We start from the raw sequence: 14,788 nt of genomic DNA on the forward strand, positions 1-14,788 counted from the left end.
TGAAAGGAAAAACATGGCAATCGACGTATATCTGCAAATCGACGGCATCAAAGGCGAATCCACTGACCAGACCCACAAGGACTGGATCGAAGTGAAATCGGTTGATTTCGGCGTGCTGCAGCCAAAATCCGCCACCGCTTCCACCGGCGGCGGCCACACTGCCGAGCGCACCGAGCACAAAGACGTGCTGATCTCCAAGCTGGCCGACCTGGCCACGCCGATCCTGCTGCAGACCTGCTCGCAAGGTAAAACCATTCCGAAAGCGAAGCTGGAATTCCTGCGCGCCGACGGCCAGGGCGACCGCGTCAAGTACTTCGAGATCGAACTGGAAAACGTGCTGATCTCGAGCGTGGCGCCAACCATCCGTCCAGGCGACATCCTGTCGGAAGACGTGTCGCTGAAGTATTCGAAAGTGAAGTGGAAGTACACCCAGCAGAAAGTCACTGGCGGCACCGGCGGCAATACCTCGGGCGGCTGGGATCTGTCGACCAACCGCATTGCGTAATCCAGGCATCGTCCTGACTTGATATCCGTGGGGCGGCAAGCCGTCGGCTTACCGCCCTGCGGATTCGGAGATAACATGCCGATCAAAGGCTACACCCCCGGCCTGCTTGACCGCCTGCTGGGCGTCCAGGGCAGCGAAACCGGCGCCATTGCGCGCCTGTCGGTGGACGAAGTAAAAGACGCGGTGGCGCGCGACCTGGAAGCCCTGCTCAATACCCGCACCGTGGTGCGCGAAGACTTGCTCAAGCGGTTCCCTGAATGTGGCCGCTCCATCGCCAGTTATGGCCTGGCCGACTTTGCCGGCATGTCGCTGTCAAGCACCGATGACCGCGCCGCGATTTGCCGCGCGCTGGAGCGCGCCATCGTGCGCCACGAGCCGCGCCTGCGCAATGTCGAAGCGTCGCTGGAAGTGCGGGAAGGGGCGATCAACCGCCTCGGCTTCAATATTTCCGCGCTGCTGGTGGCGAGCAGCACCCAGGAACCGGTCAATTTCGACGCCGTGCTGCAGCCTTCGAGCCAGCACTACACCATCAGCAAGGGCCGCCGCCAGGCGCTTGCGGGAGCCTGACCTTGGAACAGCTGTTACCGTATTACGAAAGGGAGCTTGGCTTCCTGCGCCGGCATTCGCGCGAATTCGCCGAGCGTTATCCGAAAATCGCGGGCCGCCTGCAAGTGAGCGGCGAAGTCTGCGAAGACCCCCACATCGAGCGCATGATCGAATCGTTCGCGCTGATGAACTCGCGCATCGCCAAGCGCCTCGATGACGATTACCCCGAATTCACCGAAGCCATGTTCGAGGCGATGTATCCGCATTACCTGCGGCCATTCCCGTCCTGCTCGATCGCCCGCCTCGATACCGGCGGCGCCGCCGAACAACTGGCCTCCGCCACGCGGATCCCGCGCGGCACGCAGCTGACATCGCGCCCCGTGAAGGGCGCCGCCTGCACATTCCGCACGGCGTATCCCGTGACCGTGGCGCCGCTTGCCGTCACGCAGGCGGTGTTCAATCCGATTCTCGCCATGCCGGAGCCGCTGCGCGCACCAGGCGGCGCCACATCAAGCATCAGCATCACCCTGTCCGCCACCTCGGCGCAGGCCGGCCCTTTGCAGCTGGGGCTGGACAAGCTGCGCCTGTTTATCGATGGCGAACCATCGTTTTGCGCCGCGCTGCGCGACGCGCTGTTCATGCGCACCGTGGCGGTCTATGCGGAAGGCGACGGCGACGGCCGCTGGCGCCCATTGCCCGCTTCGCCGCTGGCGCAGGCCGGCTTCGGCGAAGACGATGCGCTGATCGACTTTTCCGCCCGCTCGCACGCGGCGTACCGCCTGTTGACCGAGTATTTCTGCTTCCCGGACAAATTCAACTTCATCGACATCGACCTGGGCGCGCTGGCTCGGGTGCTGCCATCGGGCAGCCGGCAGGTGACGATCCACCTGGCCCTGTCCGGCCTGCGTACCGATTCCAATGTGGCGCGGGTACTGGCGCCGTTGTCCGTCAACCATTTGCTGACCGGCTGCACGCCGGTGGTGAACCTGTTTCGCCAGCGCGGCGAACCGATCCGCCTGACACATACCACCGCCAGTTATCCGGTGCTGGCCGATGCGCGCCGCGCCTTTGCCTATGAAGTGCAGGCGATCGAATCGGTATGCCTGGTGCGGCAAACGCCGCAAGGCGAATCCATCACCACCTTCCGTCCGTTTTACTCCCTGCGCCATGGGCAGGCGCCGGAAAAGCATGGCCACTACTGGGTGGCGCGCCGCAATGACGCGGTGGCGGAAAAAAGTCCCGGCTATGAAACCGAAATTTCCATCGTCGACATCGACTTCGATCCCGCCGCCGTGGAAACCGATACCCTGAGCCTCGAGTTGAGCTGCACCAACCGCGACTTGCCCCTGCTGCTGTCGTACGGCGCGCGTGGCGGCGACCTGTTCATGGAGGGCGGCTCGATGGTGCGCGCCGTCAGCCTGTTGCGCAAACCGACGCCCTCGTACCGTTTCGAGCGGGGCGGCGGCGCGCAGTGGCGCCTGATTTCGCACCTGTCGCTGAACCACCTGTCGCTCGATGAAGACGGACTCGATGCCTTCCGTGAAATGCTGGCGCTGTATGACTTGCCCCGTTCCCCGTCCACCCAGCGCCTGATTGGCGGGGTGCGCGGCATCGCCCACAAGGGCGCCAATGCCTGGCTGCCCGGCAACCCCTTTGCCTGCCTGGTGCGCGGCATGGAAGTGCGGCTGGCGATCGACGAGGAAGCCTTCGTCGGCAGCGGCATCCACGCGTTTGCCCACCTGGTCGAGCGCTTCCTGGGCCTGTACGTCCACGCCAACAGCTTCGCGCAACTGGTCGTGGTATCCCATCAAACCGGAGAGGAATTGCTGCGATGCCAGCCACGAAGCGGCGATTTGAGCCTGCTGTAATCGAGCGCCTGTTCGCCGAGCCGTACCGCTTCGAATATTTCCAGGCGGTGCGCATGCTCGAACTGTGGCTGCGCCGCCATGGCAATGCCCAGGACGATGCGCTGGCGAACTTCGTGCGCTTCCACAATTCCACCTCGCTGGCGTTTCCCGCCAGTGAGATCGAATCGTTGCAGGCGGAACCGGCGGGGCTGCCGCGCGACGCGCAGGCGCTGGGCGCCGCGCTGCAAACGGCCCGATTGAAGTACGTGCGCATCACGCCCACGTTCATGGGATTGTTGGGCGCCAATGGCGCGCTGCCGTCGCATTACACGGAGCGCATCGCGTCGCACGCGCTGTACCAGCGCGACGACGGGCCGCGCGCCTTCCTCGATGCGTTTTCCAGCCGTTCGCTGGCGCTGTTCTATGAAGCGTGGCGCAAGTACCGGCTGGAATTGAAGTACCAGGTGACGGGCAAGGATGGCTTCATGCCGCTGCTGCTGTCGCTGGCGGGACTGGGCCATGGCGCGCTGCGGCGCCGCCTGGGCGGCGGGATGGATGGCGGGAAAGACGGCGTGCGCGATGAATCGCTGGCGTATTTTGCCGCCATGGTGCGGCAAAAGCCCGCATCGGCCACCCAGTTGGCGCGCGTGCTGTCGGAATACTTTGGCCAGCGGGTCGTGCTCGAACAATTTATCGGCTGCTGGTATGACGTGCCGCCGGCGCAGCAGACCGCGCTGGGCGGCGCCAACGCGGTGCTGGGCGGCAGCGCCCTGGCCGGCGCGCGGGTCTGGCAGCGCGACTTGCGCCTGCGCCTGGTCATCGGTCCGCTCGACTACGCCAGCTATGTGGCATTCCTGCCGGGCGGCGCGGCGGCCGCCGCCTTGAAAAACATGCTGGCGATGTTTACTGGCGTGACCCTGGAATATGAAGTGCAACTGGTGCTGCGCGCCGATGAGGTCCTGGGCGCCTGCCTCGATGGCGGCATGGGCGGCATGGGCGGGACCCGGCTGGGCTGGGACAGTTATTTACCGCATGGCGGTGCTGCGCGCGACCGCGCCGATGTGCGCTATGAAATCCATACTATTTAAAGAGAATCCAAGGAATTGTTATGACCATCAACCTGAAAACGCTGATCGGCAAATTGAACGACACTTGCCGCGACGCCGCCACGCGCGCGGCCGGCATTTGCGTGTCGCTGGGCCAGTACCAGGTCGACATCGAGCATTTGCTGCTGGCGCTGCTGGAACAGCCGGGCAGCGACATCAGCATCATCGCTCGCCGCTGCGGTATCGCGGCGGGCGCGCTGGAAGCGGACTTGCAGGCGGAAATTGCCGGCTTCAAGAACGGCAACACGCGCACGCCGGTGTTTTCCGAACGCTTGCCGAAGTTGCTGGAGCACGCGTGGCTGATCGCGTCGCTGGACATCCGGCCGGGGCGCGTGGCGCAGATCCGCGGCGCGCATATCCTGCAGGCGCTGTTGACGGACGCGGAATTGTCGCAGCTGGCGCAGCGTACGTCGGGCCAGTTTGCCCGCTTTGAAGTGGAGCAGATCCGCCATAAGCTCGACGTCATCGCGGCCGGTTCGCAGGAAGCCGACGCGCCCGTGACCGCGCAGGGGGCGGCGCCGGCGGACGAAGCCGGGGAAGCCGCTGCGGCGTCGCTGCCGGTTAAAACGCCGGCGCTGGACCAGTACACCAGCAACCTGACGCAGCGTGCGCTCGACGGCAAGCTCGATCCCGTGATTGGCCGCGACGACGAAATCCGCCAGGCGATTGACATCCTGATGCGCCGCCGCCAGAACAATCCGATCCTGACCGGGGAAGCCGGGGTCGGCAAGACCGCCGTGGTGGAAGGGCTGGCGCTGCGCATCGCGGCGGGCGACGTGCCGGACGTGCTGCAAGGCGTGCAGTTGCACGTGCTCGATATGGGCCTGCTGCAGGCCGGGGCCAGCGTCAAGGGGGAATTTGAAAACCGCCTGAAAAACGTCATCGATGAAGTGCGCAAGAGCCCGCGTCCGATCGTGCTGTTTATCGATGAGGCGCACACGATGATCGGCGCCGGCGGACAGGCGGGGCAGAACGACGCCGCCAATTTGCTGAAGCCGGCGCTGGCGCGCGGCGAATTGCGCACGATCGCCGCCACCACCTGGGCCGAGTACAAAAAATACTTTGAAAAGGACGCGGCGCTGGCGCGGCGCTTCCAGGTCGTGAAAGTGGAAGAGCCCAGCGAAGAACTGGCGTGCGCGATGTTGCGCGGCATGGCGCCGCTGATGGAACAGCATTTCAAGGTGCGCATTGCGGATGAAGCCATTACGGAAGCGGTGCGCCTGTCGCACCGGTACATCACTGGCCGCCAGTTGCCGGACAAGGCGATCGGCGTGCTCGATACCGCCTGCGCCCGCGTGGCGCTGGGCCAGAACGCCACGCCGGCGCAGCTGGAACGGCTGGCGCGCAAGATCGAGCGCAATGGCGTGGAAGCCGCCGCGCTGGAACGCGAAGTGCAAGTGGGCGGTGCAAGTCACGGCGCACGGCTGGCGCAGCTGAAGGCCGAACGCGAGGCGGCCGCGCAGGAACATGAAGCGCTGGCGGCGCGCTGGGAACAGGAAAAGCAACTGGCGGCGCACATCACGGCGGAGCGCGTGGTGCTGGAAGCGGGCGGCCCGCCTGACACTAGCCGGGGCAAGGATTTAAAGGCGCTGCAAGACCAGTTAATCGCGCTGCAGGGCGAAACGCCGCTGGTGCCGGTGCAGGTCGATGGCGGCGTGGTGGCGGCCATCGTGTCCGGCTGGACCGGTATCCCGCTGGGCAAGATGGTCAAGGATGAAATCAAGACTGTATTGAACCTGCAAGGCTTACTGGCGGAACGGGTGCTGGGGCAGCCGCATGCGCTGGCGGCGATTGCACAGCGGGTGCGCACGGCGCGCGCCGCGCTCGATGATCCGAACAAGCCGAAGGGTGTGTTCCTGTTCGTGGGACCGTCCGGTGTCGGCAAGACGGAAACCGCGCTGGCGCTGGCTGACGTGCTGTACGGCGGCGAGCGCAAGCTCATCACCATCAACATGAGCGAATACCAGGAAGCGCACAGCGTGTCGGGCCTGAAAGGCTCGCCGCCGGGCTATGTCGGCTATGGCGAAGGCGGCGTGCTGACCGAAGCAGTACGGCGCAACCCGTACAGCGTGGTGCTGCTCGATGAAGTGGAAAAGGCGCACCCGGATGTGCTGGAAATGTTTTTCCAGGTATTCGACAAGGGCGTGATGGACGATGCGGAAGGGCGTGAGATCGACTTCCGCAATACCATTATCATCCTGACGTCGAACGTGGCGTCGGCCACCCTGATGCAGGCGTGCCTGAACAAAACGGCCGATGAGTTGCCTTCTGTCGAGGAACTGGAAGCGCTGATCCGCCCGCACCTGATGAAGCAATTCAAGCCGGCATTCCTCGGGCGTTTGAAGGCCGTGCCGTTTTACCCGATTGCCGATGACGTGCTGGTGGAAATCATCGCCTTGAAACTGGGCCGCATTGGCCGCCGCATTGCCGACAACCACAAGGCGGAATTTTCCTGGGACAAGGCACTGGTGGAAGCCGTGCTGGCGCGCTGCACGGAGGTCGATTCCGGGGCGCGCAACGTGGACCACATTTTGAACGGGACGCTGTTGCCGGAGATTGGCGAGGCGGTGCTGGCGAAGATGGCCGAAGGCGCCGCGATTGCGAAAATCAAGGTGGGGGCGGACAGGCAGGGGCGGTTTAAATATACGATCCGCTGAATTACGCCAGGCCACACAGCGGATCTCTGTGTTATCGCCCGTCCCGTAGGGTGGTTTCCGCGCAGCGGAAGCCGCCATGCATGCGTCGCGGCGATATCAACCGCAGCCGTTCCGCAAGCATGGCGGCTCGGCACACCCGGCAAGCCTGCGGCTTACCGCTCTACGGAATATCGCCCCGTCTTCATTCTCTGCTCCGGCCCGCCCGCATCAACTCAATGTACCGCCGTGCGCCCAGCCCCAATGGCCGTTCACGCGACCAAACGACATCCACCCACAACGGCAGCTTGTTGCTGATGTTGTCGAAATCGATTTCCACCAGCGACCCGGCGGCCGTCAGCGGCTGCACCAGCGCGCGCGGCAGGTAAGCCCAGCCGAGGCCGGACTGCACGAGGCTGAGGGTGGCGTGCTGGCTGTCGGTGCGCCACACCTGGCGCGAGATCACATAGCGGGGATCGTGGTCGGGGTTGTCCCTTCCTTCGCGGCTGGCCACCACGATTTGCCGCATGTCGAGCAAGTCTTCCAGCCGCAAGCGCCGCGCCCCGTCGGCGGCTTGTGGATGGCTGGCGGCCAGCGCCGCCACCAGCAATTCACTGCCGACTTCCTCGAACGCTTCCCGGTCATCGACCCGCTCCCGCTCATACACCAGCGCCAGGTGCACTTCGCCCTCGTGCAGCATGCGCAGCGCATCGGCTTGCGTGGCCGACAGCACGTCGACTTCCAGCGCCGGATATTCCTGCGCCAGCACGGCCAGCGGCGCGCTCCACGGCGCGGCCATCAGGTCGGGCGCGATGGCGATGGTCAGCCGCCGCTCCAGTCCCGCGTGCAGCGCCAGCGCATGGGCATCGAGCTGGCGCAACTGGCTGGCCAGCTGGCGCGCGCGCGGCTCCAGCGCCCGCGCCGCGTCGGTGGGGCGCGGTTCGCGGCCGACCCGGTCGAACAGCGCTAAATCCAGTTCCGCTTCCAGCTGGGCGATGGCCATGCTGACGGCGGACGGCACTTTACCCAGGGCGCGCGCGGCGGCGGAAAAGGAACCGTGATCGAGCACGGCGAGGAAGAGGGCAACGGTGTCGCTGGTGAACGCCATGATCTATCAATAAAAATGAAAGGTTCTGACTTTTTATATCAGGTAAACACACATATAGTCCAGCCATTCCCACTCACCGAAGGAGGCTGGCCGTGCAAGGACCCCTGCGTAAAGTCGTGTATGTGACGTTTTTCGAATTGATTGCGATCGGCTGCACCACGGTCGGTTTGACGATGTTTTCCGATCATGGCGCGGGCCACGCCAGCATTGCGGCGGTGGCCTCGTCGACGATTGCCGTGGTGTGGAACCTGGCGTACAACACGCTGTTCGAAGCGTGGGAAGCGCGCCAGGCCAAGCGCGGCCGCGGCGTGGCGCGGCGCGTCGCCCATGCGGTGGGGTTTGAAACCGGCATGCTGGCCATGCTGGTGCCGCTGTTTGCGTGGTGGCTCGGCATCAGCCTGTGGCACGCGTTCCTGCTCGACTTTGGGCTGGTGCTGTTCTTCCTGGCGTATACGTTTGCCTTCAGCTGGGCGTTTGATACGGTGTTTGGCTTGCCGGCGTCGGCGCGGGCGTAATTGGCGGGTTAGCTGCTGGTCCGTCCTTTGACCCCCAGCAATTCTTCCACATGTTCCATCGACGCGGGGTCTTTAATGACGGAACGCAGCCAGGTATGCAAATCGAGGTCGGCGGCATCGGCGGCCTTGTCGGCGAAGTATGACACTGGACTATGCGGTTCGGTCTTCCGGAAAAATTGGGCGACGGTGCGCAGCAAGGTCACGGCTTGTGTGCGGCTGGTGAGTACACCGGGTGGTGGCGCCGTGACCGGCTGTTCCCAGCCGCCGGCATGCAGCGCCGGCGCCAGGGAGGCGGGTTTTGCCTCTTGCGGGATGGCATGGATCAGTGCCTGCAGCGCTTCCCGTGCCGGCGTGAAGCTGGGGCTGTCCGCGCCCAGCCTGGCATCGGCCGCCTGCTCGAATGCCCGCAGCGCATCCATGCAAGCCGCCGCGTCGGCGGCCGCCGCGCCAGCCGCCGGAATGCCGCGCAGCAGGGCCGGGGTGCGCGCCAGGATCCACGCCACGTTGCCGATGCGCTGTTCCTGGTCGTCGTCCGCTTCGGGATACAGGCCCTGGTCCCAATAGCGTTCAAGCAGGCCGGCCAGCACGGTCCAGCTTTCCGCCAGCCCGGCCAAGCCGTGCCGGTGGGCGGACGCCTCGGCCAGCCACACGGCCAGCCGCAAGTCCTTGCTGCGCGTGGCCAGCAGCGCGGCGCAGCGCTCCACCACGAAGCCCCAGTCGGCTTCCTTCAAATCCGTGACCCATTCACCCTGGTCCAGCGACGGGTCGTCGAATTTGCGGGCATGGGCTATCGCGTCGAGTTCCGGGGAAAAAGCCAGGTCGCTGCCGCCCGGCTGGGAGGTGCTGATCGGTTCAAGCAGTTGTTGTGCGGTAAACATGGGGCTCCTTATTGCGCCAGGCGGAATTCAATGCGGCGGTTGCGCGCGCGGCCTTCCGGGGTATCGTTGCCGGCCACCGGACGGTCCGGTCCCTGGCCGCTGGCGGCCAGCAAGTTGCCATCGATGCCGTGGCCGGCCAGGTAGGTTTTCACGGCGTCGGCGCGGGCCTGGCTCAGGCCCAGGTTGGTGGCGCGCAAGCCCAGGCTGTCGGTGTGGCCGATGATTTCCACCTTGCGGCCTTTGACCTTCAACAGCGCGGCCACCATTTCATCGAGGATGGCGCGGCCCGATGGCGTCAGGGTTGCCTGGCCGCTGTCAAATTCCACGATACGGTTGCCCAGCGCATTGTCGAGGATGCGCTGTTCGCCGGCCGGCACGCGCAGCGCATTGTTGACGGTGTAGGTGGGATTGAGGCTGCCGGCCACATTGCCGGCGACTTTCTGGCGCAGCGCCTCATTGGCGACTTCGCCGCGCAAGGTGACGGTGCTGCCGTCGATCTTCAGTTGGCCACGGCTGATCTGCCTGAGTTCCGGCGTGATCAGTTTCTGGACATAGGCGTTCCAGTTGGCCGGCGTGACCACCTGGTCGACCGTGATCTGGTCGACCACCTTGTCGGCGCCATACACTTCGCGCAGTTTGGCCAGCACGGCGGCCTTGCTGGCTTCATCGGGCACGGCGCCGCTGGCCAGCACCTGGCCGGGCAGGGGGGCGGCAGGAACCGGCGCTTGCGCATAGGCGGCGGCGGCCGGCAGCATGGCGAAGAATAAGGATAGTGGCATTCGCATGGGTCAGGCTCCGGTATACGCCGCGTGCAGCATGGCAAGCGCGGACTTGAGCGATAAATTGGGTTGCGACAGGTAAGCGGACATCTTCTTGCCGGCATAATCGGCGTTGGCCTGTTCTTCCACCCAGTCCAGCTGGTCGAAAGCGATGTGGTGATCGATCCCGACTTGCGGGTCCATGATCGCTTGCAGGGTATGCGCCGATGCGCCGGAAAAACCCAGTACCAGCACGGGTTGCCGCGCCAGGTGCGTGAGGAACAGCGCCAGTTCGAAATCGGCGCGGGCCAGGAACGGCGTGATCACGTGCATCCAGTAGGCCGCCACCAGGCTGCGGTACAGCGGGTCGTGCGGCAGCGGCAGCAGCAGGCTTTTTTCCAGCCGGCTGGAGCTGCTGGCCAACACCGGCTGCAGCAGCATGCCCAGTGCCAGCAGCACCTGGCGCACCGAACCGGTAAAGCCGGCCTGCGCCAGCATGGCTTCCAGCGAGCCGATGGTTTGCATGTCCATGAAGTCGCTGAAGGCGGCTTCATAGGCGGCCGGGCGCAAATCCAGTTCCACCACCTGGGCCGACGCGGCTTGCAATGCGCCAGTGGGTTCGGTGGCGCGCACCACGCCGTCGGCCAGCAATTCCAGCCGGGCCCACAGGCGGCCCAGCACCAGCGGCGCATAGGGCACGAAGCCGGCCGGCTCCTGCGCTTCCATGCTGCTGGCCATCAGGAACGGGAAGCGGCGGCTGGACTGGTCGCTGCTGGCGACGATATGCCCGCCGATCGCATGGCGGCGGCGCGGCCCGACAAAGGCGAAATGCAGCGGCGCCAGCGCATCGTACGTCAGCTTCCAGCGCGCGTCGGTGCTGAGCAAGTCCATCGCGCGCGCCAGCCAGTCGTCGAGCACTTTCAGCAGCGCGGGATTGTCGCTGGCCTTGACGAAGTCGCCACGGCCGGGGATCTTGCCGAAATAGCCGATACCGGCCGGTGTCATGCCACGGCTCATTGCTGTACCTCCGTGGCTGCCAGGTTGCCCGCAGTCGCGGCAGTTGTGGCAGCGGTGGCAGCGGCCACGTTCCCGGCCGGGGCCGGGGCGACCACACTGTCGGGCAGGCGCAGGCGTTTGAAACCGGACGCTTGTTGCGGCACCGGGGCCGGTGGCGGAGGCGGGGCGGCTTCGACCTTCAGGTTGGCGGACACCGTGACGCCGCCGTTATTCCACGTCAATTCAAACATGCCATCCTTGCGTTTGCGGTTGGACCCGTCGATCATTTGCTTCAGCCCGAAGTGGCCCGGTTCGTTGAGTACCACGACGGAGCGCCCCTCCGGCGTGATGGCGGTGATGCGGGCGCCGGGAACGCCCTGCGGATTCGGCCACACCATGCGCACCCACGGCTGCGGCTGGCCGCGCCAGCGCAGCGCCTGGCCATCGATTTCTATCGTGAATTCCGTGGCGCCGGTGGCGCCCAGCGCCTGCAATTCAAATTTGGTCTGCGCTTCGCCGCCGCTGGCCGCGGCGGCATTGGCGACGCCGGCCGCGTTCAGCGGCGCGACCCAGGCCGGAAAACCGGTGGCCACGGACGGTATCAGGTTGATGCCCATGTCGGCCCAGGTGCGGCTGCTCAAGGTGTCGCCACGGCGCACCACCAGCGGGCCGACGGTGGCGTCAAAGAATTTCGCGATGGCGCCGGACGGACCGAAGATTTCGCCGATTTCCGCATTGGTCGCTTCCGCCTTCGATTCGGTGGCGAAAGGATATTTCAGGGCCAGGCTGCGGCGGAACGGTGTCAACACCTGCGCGCTCCATACCTTGTTGATTTCCTCTTCGGCAGGACGCACGATGACCGCGAAGGTTTGCATCAGCGGACGCACCAGCAGCGGACGCAGGGCCTGCTTTTGCGCGTCGCTCATCCCGACCAGCATTTGTTCATCGACATAGCGCAGCGCATCGGCCAGTTCGGAACCGCTGCCATCGAGCGTCTGCTGCATCAATTGCTTGGCGCCGGGACCGGCGTCGCCCTGGTTGCGGATCTGGTTGATGCGTCCGCGCAGCTTCGATAAATGGTCCATGTAGCCGCGCATCAGCGACGCGTCCTTGTCCTTGGCCACCACCACCCGGGCCACACCGGCGAATTCGCGGCCCACCGGGCCCAAAGGCAGGGGCTGGGCCGCGCCGGCCGGGTTGGCCGACGTGGGCATGGTGATATTCACTTGCGCCGGCGCCTGGCGCAGGATGGTTTCGCGGAACCACGCGGCCACGCCGCGCTGCGCCTGCTGCATGCCGACATCGGCCAGTGTCGGGTTGTCCCACGACGTTTGCTGGTACACGGCCGCCACCACTTTTTGCAGCGGCGACAGTTGCGGATCGCCCAGTCGGTTCATGGTGGCCGCCGCCTGTTCGAAGCCGTTGAGATCGCGGATGGTCACGCCCTGCATGAATTTCTGCCATTCCTTTGCGTAGTCGTTCTTGTACAGTTCCACCAGGGACTTCTGGATTTGCTCCGGGCTGCCTTCCAGGGTCAGGTCATCTTTCGACGACGATTTCAGCACCCAGTCCGCACTCTGCATGGCGCCGTTGGCGGCTTCGCGGAATGCGTCCTGCACGTAGCCTTCCCACGCTTCGCGGGTAAAGCTGCCGGGGACCGCATGGCTGCCCAGCAGCAGATCCTTGTCCTGGTCGCCGACGATGCGGGCCACGGTCATCGATGGGAATCGGGTGGCGGCGCGGGCCTTGACGTCGGCATACACGCGCTCGCGGGCCGGCAAGCCGCGCACCACGCGGCGCAGTTTCTCGCGGCTCTGGTCCACCAGGGTCAGCTTGTTGTCGATGGTGGGCCACGAGGTGTCGTTGACTTGCGCCAGGTAGAACGAAATCATGCGCTCGGCGCTGCGGATCATTTGTTCGCGCGGCATGGCGCCACGGTTGGCGTCCAGCCAGGCGCGCCAGTAGCGGGTCAACTGGTCGTTCAGGTGGCCCGCTTCGGCGCGGGTGCGGTCGCCCAGCATCAGATAGGTTTTCAGCGCGTTGTAGGCGTCTTCGGCGCTGGTGGGCGAGGCGTCCTTGAATGGCTGCGCTGCGGCCGGGGCGGCTGCGGTGGCCGGGCGCGGCGCCGCGCCGGGAATGGGGCCGGTGCCAGTGCCGGTGGTGGCTGCCGCCGCGTTGGCGGGCGCGAGCTCCGCGCCATTGGCCTCGGCCAGGAACGCTTCCAGCGATTGCGCCACCGGCGCCAGCATCACGGCGCGCACGCCCTGGAAGTATTCTTCGCGCAGCTTGCGGTCCAGCGCCTGGCCCTGGTACAGGCCCAGGCTCAGCGCCAGCGGGCGGCTTTGCTTGTAGTTGTCCAGCTGCTCGATGCGGTCCTGCAGGACTTCCAGCGCCTGCAGGCGCGATTGCAGGTCGATGCGCTTGTCCTGCAGGCGCGCGGCCTGCTGCAAGTCCGCTTCGACATTGGCCACCAGCTGGCGGTTGTTCATGTACGACCAGCTCCAGCCGCCCAGCGCCAGGCCGGCCACCGCCATCGCGCCGATGAAGGCGGCGTAGCGCATGCGGGTGCGGGCCGGGCTGGCGTATTGCGCGACCAGCTGTTTATCCGCGAAGATCACCTGGCGGAACAGGTTGAGCAGGAAATATCCTTGCTGCTGGTGCGTGGCGCCGTGATCCTGCGCCTGCAATTTCAAGTCGAAGCGCTGCGCCACGCGCTGCGACGAGGCCGACACGGTTTCGCCTTCCTGCAGCGCGCTGGTGAAATAAAAGCCCCGGAAGACCGGCTTGAACTGGAAGGGATTTTCCTCGAACAGGGTGGCGACAAAGGTGCGCAGGGGCCCCTTGATGGATGCGAATTCCAGCGGGAACGTGAATACGCCCGGCGGCATGTGTTCACGCCATTGCAGCGCCATGCTGGCGCGGCTCATGTCCTTTAAACCTTCGTGCAATTCATCGAAGCGGCTGTCGAACAAGTCCAGCAACTGGGTGCTGGTGGCGTGCTGGTTATAGGGCAGCGTCGCGCCCCACACCCGGTCGCGTTCGCCGAGCTCGCAATCCTGGAAAAATTCATTGAAGCCGTTGATCAGGTCGGCCTTGGTGAACACGATATACACCGGCGCATGCACGGCCAGCCGCTCGGTGACTTCCTGTACCCGCTGGCGCAAACTCTTGGCCAGGTTGACCGCGAATTCCGGGCGGTTGCCCGCCAGTTCGGCCACGCTGACGGCAATGATGACGCCATTGATCGGCGCTTTGGCCCGGTGTTTTTTCAGCAGGCCGAGAAAGCCGAACCATTCCGCGCGGTCTTCATCGGCCACCGCATAGCGGCCCGCCGTATCGAGCAGGATGCCGTCGGTGGTGAAGAACCAGTCGCAGTTGCGGGTGCCGCCCACGCCTTGCACGACTTTGCTGTCGGCCAGCGGGAATTGCAGGCCGGAGCTGGCAATCGCGGTGCTTTTGCCGGCGGCCGGATTGCCGATCACCATATACCACGGCAATTCATACAGCGCATCGTTGCCGGCATACTGGCCCAGCTTCGATTGGCGGATGGTGGTGATGGCGGCAAGCATGCGCTGGCGCAGCGCATCGGTTTCCTGGCGCTGCATGGCATCGGCGCGGGGCGCGGCCTGCTTTTCCAGCATGTCGCCCAGGCTGCGCGACGCGCGCCGGCGGCGCATGCGCCGGCCCAGCCAGAAGGCGCAGGCAATGGCCAGCAATGCGCCCAGCAGGGCCCACGGCAGCCATGCCGGCCAGCGCAGCAGTCTTGTTCCGGCCAGCAGGACGGCGGCCAAGGCCAGCCAGCCGGCCAGCAGCAAGCCATTGCGCAGGGTGAATTGGGACCGGAGTGTGTCGATGATCATAGGTCGGGTTCCTGGTGTTGCGGACGGCGCGGGCGG

11 protein-coding genes are annotated in these 14,788 nt (G+C 65.4%); 6 read left to right on the forward strand and 5 right to left on the reverse strand.

Features of this window, described 5'->3' with window-relative positions:
- The first annotated feature begins 13 nt into the window (after positions 1–13).
- The 5 genes from AC1RRC_RS05430 (at position 14) to tssH (ending at position 6,661) form a co-directional block, all read left to right on the forward strand.
- Positions 14–505, forward strand: a complete 492-nt coding sequence (locus tag AC1RRC_RS05430) for an Hcp family type VI secretion system effector (RefSeq protein ID WP_493054246.1) — start codon at positions 14–16, stop codon at positions 503–505.
- Positions 506–586: 81 nt separating this feature from the next.
- The gene (tssE, locus tag AC1RRC_RS05435; RefSeq protein ID WP_493054698.1) at positions 587–1,072 is read left to right on the forward strand and encodes a type VI secretion system baseplate subunit TssE; all 486 of its coding nucleotides are present in this window, start codon (positions 587–589) and stop codon (positions 1,070–1,072) included.
- Positions 1,073–1,074: 2 nt separating this feature from the next.
- Complete coding sequence (tssF, locus tag AC1RRC_RS05440) at positions 1,075–2,919, forward strand: type VI secretion system baseplate subunit TssF (RefSeq protein WP_493054247.1); 1,845 nt, start codon at positions 1,075–1,077, stop codon at positions 2,917–2,919.
- Positions 2,883–3,986 carry a type VI secretion system baseplate subunit TssG gene (gene tssG, locus AC1RRC_RS05445; protein ID WP_493054248.1) on the forward strand — a complete coding sequence of 368 codons (1,104 nt, stop codon included), beginning with the start codon at positions 2,883–2,885 and terminating at the stop codon, positions 3,984–3,986. Before tssF ends, tssG begins: the two co-directional genes overlap by 37 nt.
- Before the next feature lie 20 nt (positions 3,987–4,006).
- Positions 4,007–6,661: a type VI secretion system ATPase TssH gene (tssH, locus tag AC1RRC_RS05450; protein WP_493054249.1), complete on the forward strand. Its 2,655-nt coding sequence runs from the start codon at positions 4,007–4,009 to the stop codon at positions 6,659–6,661.
- A gap of 181 nt (positions 6,662–6,842) precedes the next feature.
- Here the strand turns inward: tssH and AC1RRC_RS05455 are convergent, their stop codons facing one another.
- Positions 6,843–7,745 (reverse strand): LysR family transcriptional regulator, encoded by a 903-nt coding sequence (locus AC1RRC_RS05455; protein WP_493054250.1) that lies wholly within the window; start codon positions 7,743–7,745, stop codon positions 6,843–6,845.
- 92 nt (positions 7,746–7,837) lie between these two features.
- Between AC1RRC_RS05455 and AC1RRC_RS05460 the strand changes: the two genes are divergently transcribed.
- Positions 7,838–8,260: a PACE efflux transporter gene (locus tag AC1RRC_RS05460; RefSeq protein WP_493054251.1), complete on the forward strand. Its 423-nt coding sequence runs from the start codon at positions 7,838–7,840 to the stop codon at positions 8,258–8,260.
- A gap of 8 nt (positions 8,261–8,268) precedes the next feature.
- On the opposite strand, the gene AC1RRC_RS05465 is transcribed toward AC1RRC_RS05460, so the two are convergent.
- From AC1RRC_RS05465 to tssM, 4 genes are read right to left on the reverse strand one after another with little or no spacing between them, the layout of a single operon-like run.
- On the reverse strand, positions 8,269–9,138 hold the full coding sequence (locus tag AC1RRC_RS05465) for a type VI secretion system ImpA family N-terminal domain-containing protein (protein WP_493054252.1): 870 nt from the start codon (positions 9,136–9,138) through the stop codon (positions 8,269–8,271).
- Positions 9,139–9,146: 8 nt separating this feature from the next.
- The gene (locus AC1RRC_RS05470) at positions 9,147–9,923 is read right to left on the reverse strand and encodes an OmpA family protein (protein ID WP_493054253.1); all 777 of its coding nucleotides are present in this window, start codon (positions 9,921–9,923) and stop codon (positions 9,147–9,149) included.
- A gap of 3 nt (positions 9,924–9,926) precedes the next feature.
- Positions 9,927–10,913: a type VI secretion system-associated protein TagF gene (gene tagF / locus AC1RRC_RS05475; RefSeq protein WP_493054254.1), complete on the reverse strand. Its 987-nt coding sequence runs from the start codon at positions 10,911–10,913 to the stop codon at positions 9,927–9,929.
- Positions 10,910–14,752 (reverse strand): type VI secretion system membrane subunit TssM, encoded by a 3,843-nt coding sequence (gene tssM, locus AC1RRC_RS05480; protein WP_493054255.1) that lies wholly within the window; start codon positions 14,750–14,752, stop codon positions 10,910–10,912. Before tssM ends, tagF begins: the two co-directional genes overlap by 4 nt.
- Between the last annotated feature and the right edge of the window lie 36 nt (positions 14,753–14,788).

It is taken from the genome of Pseudoduganella sp. GW821-FHT12E03 (assembly GCF_058807115.1).